The sequence below is a fragment of the Paraburkholderia sp. genome, from assembly GCF_047605525.1.
Classification (GTDB): Bacteria; Pseudomonadota; Gammaproteobacteria; order Burkholderiales; family Burkholderiaceae; genus Paraburkholderia.
In genome coordinates this window covers 127,854-141,672 of sequence record NZ_JASGFN010000019.1, presented here as the reverse complement: position 1 = coordinate 141,672, position 13,819 = coordinate 127,854, and the positions used below count along the sequence as shown (strand labels likewise).

13 protein-coding genes and 1 pseudogene are annotated in these 13,819 nt (G+C 66.2%); 4 read left to right on the top strand and 10 right to left on the bottom strand.

What is annotated here, in order from left to right:
- Positions 1 to 8: 8 nt before the first annotated feature.
- From QM685_RS25515 to QM685_RS25475, 9 genes are all read right to left on the bottom strand, one after another.
- Entirely contained in the window at positions 9 to 1,388 is a 1,380-nt protein-coding gene (locus QM685_RS25515) for an LLM class flavin-dependent oxidoreductase (RefSeq protein ID WP_415120621.1), read from the bottom strand.
- The gene (locus tag QM685_RS25510; RefSeq protein WP_415120619.1) at positions 1,358 to 3,031 is read right to left on the bottom strand and encodes a rhodanese-like domain-containing protein; all 1,674 of its coding nucleotides are present in this window, start codon (positions 3,029 to 3,031) and stop codon (positions 1,358 to 1,360) included. The genes QM685_RS25515 and QM685_RS25510 overlap by 31 nt, the downstream gene beginning before the upstream one ends.
- Before the next feature lie 76 nt (positions 3,032 to 3,107).
- A complete protein-coding gene (locus tag QM685_RS25505; RefSeq protein WP_415120617.1) occupies positions 3,108 to 4,331 on the bottom strand; it encodes an acyl-CoA dehydrogenase in 1,224 nt (407 codons plus the stop codon).
- A 69-nt stretch (positions 4,332 to 4,400) separates the two neighbouring features.
- Positions 4,401 to 5,558 carry an LLM class flavin-dependent oxidoreductase gene (locus QM685_RS25500; protein WP_415120616.1) on the bottom strand — a complete coding sequence of 386 codons (1,158 nt, stop codon included), beginning with the start codon at positions 5,556 to 5,558 and terminating at the stop codon, positions 4,401 to 4,403.
- A gap of 32 nt (positions 5,559 to 5,590) precedes the next feature.
- Positions 5,591 to 6,586 (bottom strand): ABC transporter ATP-binding protein, encoded by a 996-nt coding sequence (locus tag QM685_RS25495; protein WP_415120614.1) that lies wholly within the window; start codon positions 6,584 to 6,586, stop codon positions 5,591 to 5,593.
- Positions 6,576 to 7,595, bottom strand: coding sequence for an ABC transporter ATP-binding protein (locus tag QM685_RS25490; protein WP_415120612.1), 1,020 nt, complete (start codon positions 7,593 to 7,595; stop codon positions 6,576 to 6,578). The genes QM685_RS25495 and QM685_RS25490 overlap by 11 nt, the downstream gene beginning before the upstream one ends.
- The gene (locus QM685_RS25485) at positions 7,592 to 8,455 is read right to left on the bottom strand and encodes an ABC transporter permease (protein ID WP_415120610.1); all 864 of its coding nucleotides are present in this window, start codon (positions 8,453 to 8,455) and stop codon (positions 7,592 to 7,594) included. Before QM685_RS25485 ends, QM685_RS25490 begins: the two co-directional genes overlap by 4 nt.
- The gene (locus QM685_RS25480; protein WP_415120608.1) at positions 8,452 to 9,477 is read right to left on the bottom strand and encodes an ABC transporter permease; all 1,026 of its coding nucleotides are present in this window, start codon (positions 9,475 to 9,477) and stop codon (positions 8,452 to 8,454) included. The genes QM685_RS25485 and QM685_RS25480 overlap by 4 nt, the downstream gene beginning before the upstream one ends.
- Complete coding sequence (locus QM685_RS25475; protein WP_415120606.1) at positions 9,470 to 11,065, bottom strand: ABC transporter substrate-binding protein; 1,596 nt, start codon at positions 11,063 to 11,065, stop codon at positions 9,470 to 9,472. The genes QM685_RS25480 and QM685_RS25475 overlap by 8 nt, the downstream gene beginning before the upstream one ends.
- A gap of 233 nt (positions 11,066 to 11,298) precedes the next feature.
- On the opposite strand from QM685_RS25475, the gene QM685_RS25470 reads away from it, so the two are divergent.
- Positions 11,299 to 12,114: an IclR family transcriptional regulator gene (locus QM685_RS25470; RefSeq protein WP_415120604.1), complete on the top strand. Its 816-nt coding sequence runs from the start codon at positions 11,299 to 11,301 to the stop codon at positions 12,112 to 12,114.
- A 112-nt stretch (positions 12,115 to 12,226) separates the two neighbouring features.
- Here QM685_RS25470 and QM685_RS25465 read toward each other — a convergent pair whose 3' ends face one another.
- Positions 12,227 to 12,613 carry a hypothetical protein gene (locus tag QM685_RS25465; RefSeq protein ID WP_415120602.1) on the bottom strand — a complete coding sequence of 129 codons (387 nt, stop codon included), beginning with the start codon at positions 12,611 to 12,613 and terminating at the stop codon, positions 12,227 to 12,229.
- Positions 12,614 to 12,720: 107 nt separating this feature from the next.
- On the opposite strand from QM685_RS25465, the gene QM685_RS25460 reads away from it, so the two are divergent.
- From QM685_RS25460 to QM685_RS25450, 3 genes and pseudogenes are all read left to right on the top strand, one after another.
- Positions 12,721 to 12,993, top strand: coding sequence for a hypothetical protein (locus tag QM685_RS25460; RefSeq protein WP_415120600.1), 273 nt, complete (start codon positions 12,721 to 12,723; stop codon positions 12,991 to 12,993).
- 188 nt (positions 12,994 to 13,181) lie between these two features.
- Positions 13,182 to 13,274 (top strand): annotated as a pseudogene (locus QM685_RS25455) (IS5/IS1182 family transposase); the annotation flags it as partial.
- A gap of 96 nt (positions 13,275 to 13,370) precedes the next feature.
- A complete protein-coding gene (locus QM685_RS25450; RefSeq protein ID WP_415120598.1) occupies positions 13,371 to 13,568 on the top strand; it encodes a hypothetical protein in 198 nt (65 codons plus the stop codon).
- The last annotated feature ends 251 nt before the right edge of the window (positions 13,569 to 13,819 follow it).

Sequence of the window (13,819 nt, the reverse complement as noted above, 5' to 3'; positions counted from 1 at the left end):
TCACTCCTTCAGGAGACCGCATCGGCCGCGACGATGCCCGCTTGCGCATCGGCATAGCGGCTCGGCGGCCGTGGCAGACCATAGTGTTCGCGCAGCGTCGTGCCTTCGTAGTCGCGGCGGAAAATGCCCTTGCGCTGCAACAGCGGCACGACGTGATCGACGAAATCCGCGAGCCCCGACGGAAACACATCGGCATTCAGGTTGAAGCCATCCGCCGCGCGGCCGGTGAACCAGCGCTCGATGTCGTCCGCGATGGTCTCCGGCGTGCCCACCAGCATCCGGTGCGCGCCCGGATTGCGATCGAGCAGATCGCGCACCGTCAGGTTCTCGCCGCGGGCGAGCAGCACGGTCGAGCGGATGAATCCGCCGGAGACGTCGGAACGCGCGCCGCTGTCGATCAGGTCATACGGCAACGGCTCATCGAGGCGCAGGTCGGCGGGCGCGACGCCGAGCGCGCCGGCGAACTTCGCGAGCTCGGCACCGCGGTCGAGCAGCGCATCCATCCCGGCCTTGCGGCGGCGCGCTTCGGCGAGCGTGCCGCCGATCACCGGATAAAGACCAGGCAGGACCAGCAGATGATCCGGATCGCGACCGTGAGCGACGGCGCGCGCCTTGATGTCGCGGTAGAACGCCTGCGCGCCCTCGAAGGTGGTCTGCGCGGTGAACACCGCATCGGCGTCGCGCGCGGCGAGCGCGACGCCCGCTTCCGATCCCCCGGCCTGCACCAGCACCGGCCGGCCTTGCGGACTGCGCGGCAGGTTCAGCGGCCCGCGCACCTGGAAGTGCGGCCCGTGGTGCGCGATGGCATGCACACGCGCCGGATCGGCATAGAGGCCGCTCGCGCGATCGGCGACGAGCGCATCGTCTTCCCAGCTATCCCACAGCTTCAGCACGACATCGACGAATTCGGCTGCGCGCGCGTAACGCGCCGGCTTGTCCGGCGCTTCACCGAAGCTGAAATTGGCGGCCGCCTGCGGGTCGTACGTCGTCACCGCATTCCACGCGACCCGGCCGGCGCTCAGATGGTCCACCGACGCGAAGCGGCGCGCGAGGTTGAACGGATCGTTGAACGTCGTCGATGCGGTGCCGATCAGCCCGACGTGCTGCGTCACGCCGGCGAGCGCGGTGAGCAGCACCGTCGGCTCGAGCGATTGCGCCGGTCCGTGCGCGTGGCCGCGCAGCGCCAGCGCGTCGGACAGAAACACGGCGTCGAGCTTGCCGCGCTCGGCGATCCGCGCGATCGCGGTGAAGAAGCCGAGGTCGACGATCGACTTCGGGTTGTCGAGCGTGCGCCAGCCCGCGGGATGACGACCCGTGCCGGTGACGTTCGTATTCAGATGCAATCTGCGAATCGCGCTCACACCGTGCTCCGCAACGTCGCGAGCCATTCGGCGCTGCGCGCGCGGTTGGCGGTGTCGAAGTCGATCACGTCGATCGACGCGATGCCGTCGCGCTCGAGCTGCGCCACCAGTTGCAGTTCCCACGCGAGGTACGACTCCATCTGCTGCGCGGCCTCGCCCGGCGGGTAGTGGTAAGGGCTGTACCACGCATCGTCGTCGCCGGTCAGATTGCCGTCGTCGCCCGCGGCCTGCGGCAGGCCGAGCGCGAGCCAGCGCGCGGTGCCGCCGAGCAGCGCCGCGACGTTCGCGTGCCGCTCGCCCAACTCGCGCAACGCGTCGGCGAGCAGGCCGGCCAGCACGCCGTCGCTCGACGTCAGCACGAGTTGGCGCGCCGGATCGTCGATGCGCGCGAGCAGATCCTGCAACGCGCTCGCGGCAATGAAGCGCGCGCCGGCGATATGCGCGCGGCGAAACGCGAGGCTGCTGTCCACGTCCACCACCTGCGCGCTGCCCGCGTCGAGCGCGCGCGCAAGCTGGTCCGCTTCGATCCATCGCGTGCGGCCCGGGATGCGCAGCACGTCGCGCGGCTCGGGGCCCGCTTCGAAAACGACGGAAGCGTCGTCGTCGGTCAGCACGAACACCTGCAGATAACCGAGCTGCACGAGCCACGACGCGGTCATGCGTGCCCGTACGCCATCGTCGTCGCCGAGCACGACCCGCGCGTGCAGCGTGCCGACGTACTCGTCGGTCGCCTGCACGAGCTGGCCGCCGGGCGCCGAACGCCAGCCGGCGCGGTGGCCCGCTTCGTATTCCAGCGGACTGCGCACGTCGAAGCGGTACAGCGTATGCGTCGCCGCTTCGCTTTCGAAGCGCGCGAGCGTCGCGCGGTCGATCTCGACGACACCCGCCCTGGCCGCCGCGCGCTGTGCGAGCGTGCGCGCGCCGGCGAGCACGGTCTCATCGGGACGCGGGGCCGTGCGGATCCGACCGCGCTCGAGTTCGAGCCCGGCCAGCAGCCACGACATCGAACCGCCGGTCAGCGCGGCGACCGGATTGGGGATGCCGGCATTGACGAGCGATTGCGCGCCGAGAATGCTGCGCGTGCGCCCCGCGCAGTTGACGACGATCAGCGTATCGGGCGACGGCGCGGCCGCCAGCGCGCGGTAGACGAGCTCGGCACCGGCGCATTCGACGCCGCCCGGAATGTTCATCGTCTGGTATTCGGCAAACGGGCGGCTGTCGAGTACCACGAGGTCCTCGCCCGCGTCCTGCAGGCGCTTGAGCGTCCGCGCATCGATATTGGGGGTGTGCAACCGATGCTCGATCACCTCGCCGAACGCCTTGCCGGGCACGTTGGTTCCGCTGAATACCTCGAAGCCGGCCGCCTCCCAGCCCGCGACGCCGCCTTCGAGAATCGACACGTTCGTATAGCCGAAGCGGGCCAGCAGCGCGGCGGCGCGCGGCGTGTATTCGCCGGCTTCGTCGACGAGCACGATCGGCGTCGCGCGGCGCGGCACGATCTGCCCGACCACGAGGCCGAGCCGCCCGACCGGCGCGATGGACGAATAGAACAGCCGGCGGCGCGCGGATACGCCTTCTTCGCGCACGTCGAGGATCGCGAGCTCGTCGCGGGCGGCAAGCACCGCGCGCAACGCGGCAGGAGCAATAAGCGGAACGTTGGATTGACTCATCGTCGGGTGTCGGGGAAGTAACGAATCTCGAAAATCCGCCTGCGGCCGCGCGGGCAGCAAGCGGTGCGGCAATCGCTCAGAAAAAGGCGGCGGTCGGCAGCGGCACGCCGTTCAGCGCATGGTTGCCGAGCACGCGCGCCTTGTAGAGCCCCGGGTTATGCGAGGCAATCGTGCGGATGTTGCGCCAGTGGCGGTCGAGTTGCGCCGCCTGCCTGGCGGCGGACGCGCCGCCCACGTCGAAGATCCGCGTGGCGCCCTGCAACGCGAGCTGGTCGATCACGACCTTCGCCTTGGCGCTGCGCAGTGCCGCATCCACGAACAGCGCATCGTCGGGCTTGCCGGCGATCGCGCTGTCGAACGCTTCGCCCAGCACCGCCGCCGCGTTCAGCACCGCGGCCTCGGCGACGAACGCCGCGCTCTGCAACTCGCCCACCGTTTCCTGCAGCAGCGGATCGTCGGCCGGGCGCGGCGCCACCGCGTGGTAGTAGTTGCGTTCGCGCCGCCGCACCAGTTGCACCGCGTCCTTCGCGATGCGGCGCAGGATGCCGGCGATGATCGTCGTCAGGTAGAGCTGCGCGAAGGTGGCCTGCTGCGGGAGCTTCGCTTCGTCCGCGTACACCAGCACGTCTTCCGCCGCGACCTCGACGTTGCTGAAGACCGTGGTGCCGCTCGCGGTCTGGCGCTGCCCGATGCCGTCCCAGTCGTCGCGCACGTCCACACCGGGCTGCCGCACCGACACGCGCGCGCCGACGAAACGGCCATCCGGAGTCTTCGCATTGACGATGATGTGATCGAAGTACAGGTTGCCGGTGCTGTAGTACTTGGTGCCCGTCAACCGGTAGCCGCCGCCAGCCGGCTCGAGGCGCGTATTGCCGTCGCCGTCGCCGATGTTCTGCGTGCCGAGCTCGCTCGCGCCGAGGCCAAACAGCTCGCCCGCCCGCACGAGTTCGGTCCAGCGCTGGTACTGCGGCAGTTGACGCGCACGCAACGCCTTTTCGACGAACGCAAAATGGTTGCGCAGGATGTGCGGAATGTTCGAGTCGGCCTCCGCCAGATCGAGCACCAGCTCGAAGAGCTGCGGCAACGTCGCGCCCGCGCCGCCTTCGTGCTTCGGCACGCGGAATACGCCGAGGCGCGCGGCACGTGCCAGCGCGATCGCGTCGCGCGCATCGCCTTCCCCACGCTCGCGTGCCGCCGCGCCGGCCGCAATCGCCGCGACGAGCTCGCGCAGCGCCGCGGATTGCGGCTGTGCGATAGTGAGGCCGGGATCGGCGGCCAGTTTCGAATCGATCGTTCCCATCGGCAAGACTCCTTGTGAACCGGTTGAATTCGTTTTATCTCGTATGTGTCTGTTGCGTCCGCGCCGCCACTACGCCGCGGGCTGCGCCCGCACCCGCAGACCGGCCTGTTCCAGCAGCGGCAGCACCGCCTCGCCGAAGTACGCGAGATCGGGCTCGAAATCGTAGAAGGTCAGTTGCACGCCATCGATGCCGGCCGCTTTCAGGCGCAGCAGATCGTCGACGACATGCTCAGGCGAACCGATGATCTGGATGTTGCCGCCGAGCACCCGCTGCTCGCGCTGATGGCCCTTCCAGGCCCGGGCGTCGCTGCGACGTCCGGTAAAGCCGTCGACCGCGCCGAAATCGGCATGCGACAGGATCGCGTCGTGATACGCGCGCGCCTCGTGCTCGGTCGGCCGGCAGACGATGGTCGGATTGATCAGCGTGCGCACCTGCCGGCCGTGCGACTGCGCCGCCGCCCGCACCTGGGCCGTGTGCGCCGGCAGCACGTCGAGCGCCGCCTCGATCTGCGCGCCGGCCGAGCTCGTGATGAAGATCAGGTCCGAGTGTTTCGCCGCGTAGTCGATGCCGGCCGGCGAGCTCGTCGCGTTGACGAGCACGGGACGGCCATAGCGCGGCTTCGGCGACACGAACGCGTTGCGCGTGCGGTACCACTTGCCGTCGAACGTCAGGTTGTCGTCGAGCGACCAGAGCCGTTCCATCAGATCGACGAACTCGCTCGCCATCTCGTAGCGCTGGTCGTGTTCGAAATGACCGTCGCGACCGAACATCTCGGCTTCGTCGATCGAATGGCCGGTCACCATGTTCAGCCCCCAGCGGCCGCCCGAAATATGGTCGAGCGTCGCGCCGAATTTCGCGAGATGCAGCGGGTGCCAGTTGCCGTACAGGATGTGCAGCGTCGAGATCAGCAGGATGCGATGCGTGATCGACGCGAGCGACGCGATCGTGATGAACGAATCGAGCGATTCGCGCCGGTAGCGCAGCACGCCGCCGTGGCCGTCCTTGCCGAGCCACTGCGCGAGGCCGAACACGAGATCGAAGCCGAGGTCCTCGGCCTTGCGCGTGAGGCGCGCGTTGTAATCGAAGCTCCAGTCGGTAGTGCGCGGCAGCGTCGACATCGACCAGCCGCCGCTCTGGATCGGCAGAAACAGCCCGAGCAACAACGGCTGGGCCAGCGCTTGCGACAGCGGGCTATCAGGGAACTGAGCGGGAGACGGAATCGACATAAGACACCGGATAGAAATTGAAGGGAGCGCCGTCAGGCGTCGTGCACCGACACGATCGGCACCGGCCTCGAAATGTTCGACGCATGCGCCGACGCGTCGCGGCCGTACAGATGACAGGCCACCGCATGCGAGCCGCCGAGCGCGACCGGTTCCGGCGGCCGCTCGCCGCACACGGGCTTCGCGTGCGGGCAACGCTGCTGGAACCGGCAACCGCGCGGCGGCGCATACGGATCGGGCAACTCGGCCGACGACGGCGCGGCAAGCCGCGCGCCGCGCGCTGGAAGCGAGTCGATCAGCAACTGTGTGTACGGGTGCGCCGCGTTCCGCCAGAGCGCTTCGCGCGGCAGGATCTCGACGATCTGGCCGAGATACATCACGGCGATGCGATCGGCCAGATACCCGACCGCCGCGAGATCGTGACTGATGAACAGGCAGGCGATACCGCGCTCGCGCCGCAGATCGGACAGCAGATTCAGCACCTGGGCCTGCAACGAAACGTCGAGCGCCGACACGGGCTCGTCGCAAATCAGCACGTCGGGGTCGACGCTCAACGCGCGGGCGATATTGACGCGCTGACGCTGGCCGCCCGACAGCTCATGCGGCATCCGTCCGGCAAGCGTGGCGGCGAGGCCCACCTGGTGCAGCAGCGCATCGACGCGCTCGCGCCGCTCGGCGGACGTGCCGATCCGGTGGACGTCGAGCGGCAGCGTCAGGCTCCGGCGCACGGTCTTGCGCGGATCGAGCGCGCTCAGCGGATCCTGGAAGACCATCTGCATGCGCCTGCGCCAGGGCAGGCGTTGGCGATGCGAGAGCGCACCGAGGTCCTGGCCGTCGAGCCGCACGGTTCCGCCGGCGGGCTCGATCAGGCCGACGATCGCCTTGCCGAGCGAACTCTTGCCGCAGCCGGACTCGCCCACGAGCCCGAGCGTCTCGCCGCGCCGCAATTGCAGCGACAACCCATCGACGGCGCTCAGCACGCCGCGCCGGGTCGTATAGCGCACGCTCAGGCGCTCGACTTCAAGCAGCATGGCTCCCCCTGTCCTGACCGATGAGGGCCCCAGCCCGCAGATCGACAACACAGCCCACCCCGCCCTCGCCGATCGGCCGCCATGCCGGCACCGCTTCGCGGCAGACCGCCTGCGCGAACGCGCAGCGCGGCGCGAAGGCGCAGCCGCGCGCCACCGCGCCCGGGGCCGGCACGGCGCCGGGTATCTCGGCGAGCCGCGCCCGCGCGCCGCCGCGCAGCGGTCGCGCCTGCAACAGACGTTGCGTGTACGGGTGCCCCGGATCGTCGAACAGTTCGGCGGCCGGACGTTCCTCGACCTTGCGGCCCGCGTACATCACGGCAACGCGGTGGGCAAGCTGACCGACGATGCCGAGGTCGTGCGTGATCAGCAGCAGCGCCATGCCGGTCTGCTGCTGCAGCCGCGCGAGCAGCGCGAGAATCTGCGCCTGGATCGTCACGTCGAGCGCGGTGGTGGGCTCGTCGGCGATCAGCAAGCGAGGCTGACCCGCCAGCGCCATCGCGATCACGACGCGCTGACGCATCCCGCCCGACAGCCGGTGCGGATAGTCGTCGATGCGGCGCGCGGGTTCCGGAATGCCGACCTCGCGCAACAGCTCGAGCGTTTCGTTGCGCGCGGCGCGCCCGGACAGGCCGCGATGCAGCTTCAACGCCTCGCCGATCTGGCGGCCGATCGTGCGCACCGGATTCAACGCGGCGAGCGGATCCTGGAAGATCATGCCGATGCTGCCGCCGCGCAAACCCTGCCACGACGCTTCGGGCAGATGCAGCAGATCGGTGCCGGCGAACCGTAGCCGCGCGGCCTCGACGTGCGCGGCACGCGTATCGAGCAGCCCCATCAGCGCGAGCGCCGTCGTGGATTTGCCGCAGCCCGATTCGCCGACGAGCGCGAGCGTCTCGCCCGCGCGGATCTCGAACGACAATCCATCGACCGCCCTGGCCGGCGTCCGGCCATGACCGCCGGTGAAGGCGATGTCCAGTTGCTCGACTTCGAGAAGAGGGGCGCCGCTCACAGCGTCCTCCTGCGATGCGGATTCGCGAGATCGTTCAGGCCGTTGCCGATCAGGTTCAGGCTCAGCACCGTGACGAGCACCGCGCAGCCCGGCAGCGCCGTCATGTACCACGCGGTCTGCAGCGCCTCGCGGCCCGAGCCGATCATGCTGCCCCACGTGATCACGTTCGGATCGCCGAGGCCGAGGAACGACAGCACGGCTTCGGTCAGGATCGCGTTGCCCGCGAGAATCGACATCATTACGATGGCCGACGTCGCCACGTTCGGCAGCACGTGCGTGAGCACGATGCGCGGCCGGCTCATGCCGATCACGGTCGCGGCCTGCACGAATTCGGCGCGGCCGACGCGCAGCGCATCGGCCCGCACGAGTCGCGCGACCTGCGGCCAGTTCGTCAACGCCACGCCGAGCACGATCGTCATCACGCTCGGCTGCACGACGACCACCAGCACGATCGTGAAGAGCAGCGCGGGCATCGTCTGGAACAGCTCGGCGACGCGCATCAGCACGTCATCGACGAGGCCGCCGTAGAAGCCGGCCACCGCGCCGATCAGCAGCCCGCCGAGCGTGGCCAGCAAGCCGGCCGCGACGCCGATTTCGAGCGACACGCGCGCACCGTACGCAATGCCGCTGAACATGTCGCGCCCCATCATGTCGGTGCCGAGCGGAAACGCCGGGTCCGTTCGCGGCCACGTGAACGGCGTGCCGACCATGTCGAGCGGGTCGTTATGGGTGAAGTACGGCGCACCGATCGCGAGCACGCAGATCGCGGCGAGCAGCAGCACGCCGACGCTCAGGCTCGGCGACTGCGCGACACGCCGCCACAGGCGCGTGGATTGCGCCGTAAGCACGAGGTCGCTCATCGCTGCGCCTCGATGCGTGGGTCGAACCATCCGTAGGCGAGGTCCATCGCCAGATTGACGATGAGCACGAGCACGGAACTGAACAGCAGGATGCCGAGCAGCAGGTTCAGGTCGCGCGACGCGACGGCATCGAGCGCGAGCTGGCCGAGCCCGGGCCAGCTGAACACCGTCTCGATCGCCACCGAGCCGCTGAACAGCGTGCCGAACTGCAAGGCGGTCATCGTGACGATCGGCAGCAGCGCGTTCGGCACGACGTGCGCGCGGATCGTCGCGGCCCGCGACAGGCCTTTCGCGCGCGCGGTACGGACGAAGTCGAGACCGGCTACCTCCAGCACGGACGCGCGCATCAGCCTCGCGTAGATCGCGAGGTAATACGCGGCGAGGCAGAACACCGGCAGCGCCATGTGCGCCGCGATGTCGCCGACGTGGGTCCAGCCGGTCGCGACCACTCCCGGCGTGGTGATGCCGCCGGCCGGCAACCAGTGCAGATGCGCGGAGAACAGCACCATCAGCATCAGCCCCAGCCAGAACAGCGGCGTCGCGAAACCGAGCGTCGCGAGGCTCGAGATCGCGATGTCGATCGAGCGCCGGCGCGACACCGCCGCCACTATCCCGGCGAGACAGCCGAACAGCAGCGCGATCGCGAGCGCGCCCACCATCAGCAGCGCCGTGGCCGGCAGGCGTTCGAGAATCAGCCGCAGCACGGACTCGTTGTAGCGGAACGACCAGCCCAGATCGAGGTGAGCCATGCGGTCGAGGTAAGCGAAAAACTGCAGCGCGAGCGGCTGATCCGTGCCGAACTGATGGCGCAGCGCGGCGAGATACTCGGGCGTCGCGGCGCCTGCCTCGCCCGCCATCACGTCGGCCAGATCGCCTGGCGCGAGGCGCAGCCAGAAGAAGTTCAGCACCGCGATCGCGACGACGAGCGGCAACGCCTGCAGCAGCCGGCGCAGCGGATATGGGAATGCCCAGCGGCGTTTGCGGGACGCCGGCCAGCGGGCAGGCATCGATACATCAGCCATGGCCGGCGGCGCCGATGGTCACGTCGTCGAGCGACGCGTAGACGCCGATCGGTGTCGTATTGACGTTCCGCAGGCTGCGCGAATAGATGCGGAAGAACTTCAGTTCCGCGAGCGAGATCGACGGCAGATCGCGTTGCGCGATCACCTGCATCTGGTGAATCGCCTGCGTGCGCCTGTCCGGATCCTGCTCGGTCTGGATCGCCTCGATCACGCGATCCATCTCGGGCGACGCATAGCCGGAGCCGTTGCTCCACGGCGCGCCGCTGATGATGTTCTTCGACCAGAAGCGGCGAATCACGCCGATCTGCGGATCGGCGAACGCCGCGTAGAACACGTTCATCGTGTCGAAGTCGTGTTCCGTATAGATCTTGCGCAGATAGGTCGGCAGATCGTAGTTGACGAGCGTGACCTCGACGCCGATGCGCTTGAGTTGCTGCTGGATGAACTGCCCGGCGCGCTGGAAATCTTCGCCGTAGGTATGGTTCAGGTGATTGAAGCGCAGGCGCACGCCGTCGCTGCCGCGCGGAAAACCGGCGGCATCAAGCAATGCCTCCGCTTTGCGCGGGTCGTACGGATACTGCGGCGTATCGGCCGTATAGAAGCGGGTCTGGTAGCTGGGCACCGGGCCCGTCGCGGGCGTCGCGAAGTCGTAGAACACGGTCTTCGCCAGCAGCTTCAGGTTGATCGCGTGGGCGATCGCCTGCCGCACCCGCGCGTCCTGAAAGCGCTTCTGCCGCAGATTGAAGTCCATGAAGAACATCGGTGCGTTCGAGCGCCAGCCTTTCGTATCGAGAACGAGGTTCGGGTTCTGCTCGAGCCGGCGCGCCTCGACGAGCGAGACCGGCGTGAGCGGCGCGTACTGCACGCTGCCGTTCTGCAACGCGATACTGCGCGCGCTCGCATCCGGAATGATGCGGAAGATCAGCTCGTCGACGCGCGGCTTGCCCTTGTCCCAGTAGTCGGGGTTCTTCACGAGGCGAATGTAGTTGCCGCGGTTCCATTCCTTGAAGATGAAGCCGCCCGTACCGACCGGCTTCGCGTTGTACGGATTGGTCAGCGGATCGGTGCCTGCGTACAGATGCTTCGGGAAGATGAATGCCGAGGACGTGTCGAGATACGACCAGATCACCGGCGACGGCTGCGCGAGCCGGAACACCGCGGTGTACGGATCGGGCGTGTCCACCGCGACGATCTGCGCGAACGTGGGCCGCGCGATCGGATGCACTTTCTTCGACACTTCCATGATCGAGTACTGCACGTCCGCCGACGTGAACGGCGTACCGTCATGCCACTTCACGTCGCGGCGCAGCCTGAACGTAATCGCGCGGCGATCGGCCGACTCGGTCCACGAGGTGGCGAGCTGCGGCACCGGACGGAACGCTTCGTCATAGGTGACCAGCCCATCGAACAGATTGCTGGACACCACGTTGGTCGGATTGGCCGGCGTCGATCCGGCCGCGAGCCCGGCCGGCTCCGGCAACGTATTCGCGACGAGCGTGGTGGACGACGCGCCCCAGGCGAAATCGCCGACTAGGCTCCCGCCGACCATCGCGCCGGCTCCGATCAGAAATTCTCTACGTGTCGACATCAGTGCTTCTTTTTAATCAAGGGAGAGAGAGGCGTCCTTATTCCCGATGCCGGGGCTATTTCACAAACTGTGCTGCCTGTACAATATTTCGGAAGAAAAATTCCGTTTTATTGTATGGGCCGTCCCCAGGCTCACCAACCAAGCAATTCATATATGCAATTCTTCCCAGCCGGTTTCGTGATGTACGCTGCATACCCGCAGCGCCTGCCTGCCCTCGCCGGATCCCGCTAGTCATGGCGTCCATTCCCAGCATGGAAGGCGTCGCCGAACGACGCGAGACGGAATCGGGCGCGCTCGCGCGAGGATTGAACGTGCTGTCCCGTCTGCACGAAGCCGCGCGCCCGCTCAGCCTGCAGGAGATCGCGGACAGCGTCGGGCTGGCCGCCAGCACGTGCCATCGCCTGCTGCAATCGCTCGATCAGGCGGGCTACGTGTATAGAGAAGGCTCGCTCTACTGCCCGACGCCGCGGGCCGCTTGCCCGCTGCCGCTCGAACATCCGTTGAACCGGTTGCGGCGCGACACCGCTCCGCTGATGCGCGAGTTGCAGGAGCGTCACGGGCCGTCGGTGCTGCTGATCGCTTTCATGGGCAACCATCGGGTCACGGTGGACTCGGTTGCGGGCAACTACAGCGTGGCGCCGTATTTCGACACCAACGTCAGCGCGCCGCTGCACGCGTCGGTCTCCGGCAAGATCTTGCTGAGCGATCGCACGCCGGAGCAACGTGATCTGCTGCTCGGCCCCGAGCCCTTTGCCGCACGCACCGAATTCACCATCCGCGAGCGCGCGGCGCTTTATGCCGAGCTTGAACAGGTACGGCAACGCGGCTGGGCCACCAACGAGAACGAGAACGTGATCGGCATCTGCGCGGTAGGCACCCGGCTCAGCGCGCCGTCGGGACGCGCGGTGGGCGCGATGGTGCTCACCGGTCCGAGCCGCTTCTTCAGGAACGGCAACGAAGCGATGCGCGATGACCTGATGAAGTCGGCGGAATTGCTGAACTCGACGTCGCATGCCGTTCGCGCGATGTCGCAGTTTCTTGGCATCTAGGAACAACCGAAGTCACGTCGCGATCGAGGACGCTTGACGTAATGACCGTGTCCAATCCGGAATCTATTAACGTAATCGACGCGACACTCACCCTCTTTCATGTCCTCATCGGTCAATAACGTGCTCCAATCCGCCGCTCGCGGCTACGACCTGTACCTGAATGAGTACATTTCGCCTTGGCCTTTCGAGGGGCGCTTCTCTCGAGCAATTCACCCCCTCGATCTTTCAGCCTGCCGCTCCCCCCGGGCGGCAGGTTTTTTTTATGAGCATTCGCATCCACGCGTAATTCTCCATTACGTCCCTGCCTGTCCTGGGTTGAACCGCCAAAAGCATGATCTGTTCCGCCACATCGCGTGGCATCAAGTACTTCATTGAACGGGAAATCGAGCGAATCGATCACGCGTTGCAGACCGCTCATGCATGCGAATTCCTTACATGGCGGGCTTTGCGTCCTTTGCGCGTCGATCAGCGGATCGCCAGCAATTGGTTCGATCTTCATCGCCGCCAGTTCATGGAGGCCGCTAACACTTTTTTCTGTTTATGCGAAACTTGGGGCGAAGAAGAATACTGCTTATACCCACACGAGTACTCAAGGAAGACAGGGTAATGGATGAAAATGTCATGGATGATATTCAACGAATGCAAATGCAACTTCTCGCGTGCCAGACTTTAATTGCGGTACTGCTCGCGAAAACGTCGCCTACCGTCCGCGAATTGGAGCGCGTGCGGCGAGCGGTCCGACGCAGTGCCGCGTTTCATCCGATGCAGGAACAGGACCGTGATTCATCGAGTGAATATGCAGCCACGCTGGAAGACCTCTTTCTGTCTGCTTCGCTGCTCACCCAGCATTCTGCGGAATCGACACCTCACTCTTCGTGAACAGGAGACGGAGGCTATCTCTATCCGTCACGGCCAGCGGCCTGACTCTGGATGAGGCGGATCAGAAGCTGTTGCGAAATTGATTTTTCGGGCTCGCTAACTTTTCGGCCTGGTGTTACCACTCGCCGCCGTCAACGCGAGTACCACGCAATCGCCAGTATGCGGGGCGCAAATCGACACCGGGCCATTCGATTGCGTGGCTTCATTCATTTCAACGCCTCGAGATTCGTTACGAACGCTATGTGCACGTTCACGAAGCCTTCCTGTCTTCGGCTTGCGCCTTAACTTGCTGGACGCCCTTAAAGCCTCTCTTTAACTCGTTTCGCAACAGTGTCCACGTTGAGTTGGAAGGATCAAGTGCCGCATTGGAGGGAATAGTGCAGTTACCCAGCGTCGATAATTTTGTTAGAGATTTACAGCAGGGCATCACTTACAACATTTGTGCGTATCGGAAACTTTCGTGGGACGAGCGCATGCGTGCCGTGCAAATCTTCATGCAACAACAAGGTGTCAATCAGCCAAGGCGCGGTACGGTGATCAAGATCTTTTCCGTCATCGGACTCATCGAGCAGTAGCCGCGCAATGACATCGGCGCAGATGAAAGCGATCGCGCCTCGGATAAAAGCGAATTTCCTTTTCCTCACAAGTCGATCCACGGGCTCCCCAGCCTAGCGCCGATCATCATATCGCCCGTCCCAGCTTCCGAAAATTCACCGTAACGGGTTCGACCCGGGCCCATGAAACAGTTTTCGTGACTGTGCGCTCCCCCGCCGATCCAGTGTCCGAATGTGACAATTTCCTGGTCAATTCCGCCATTTAGTATCGA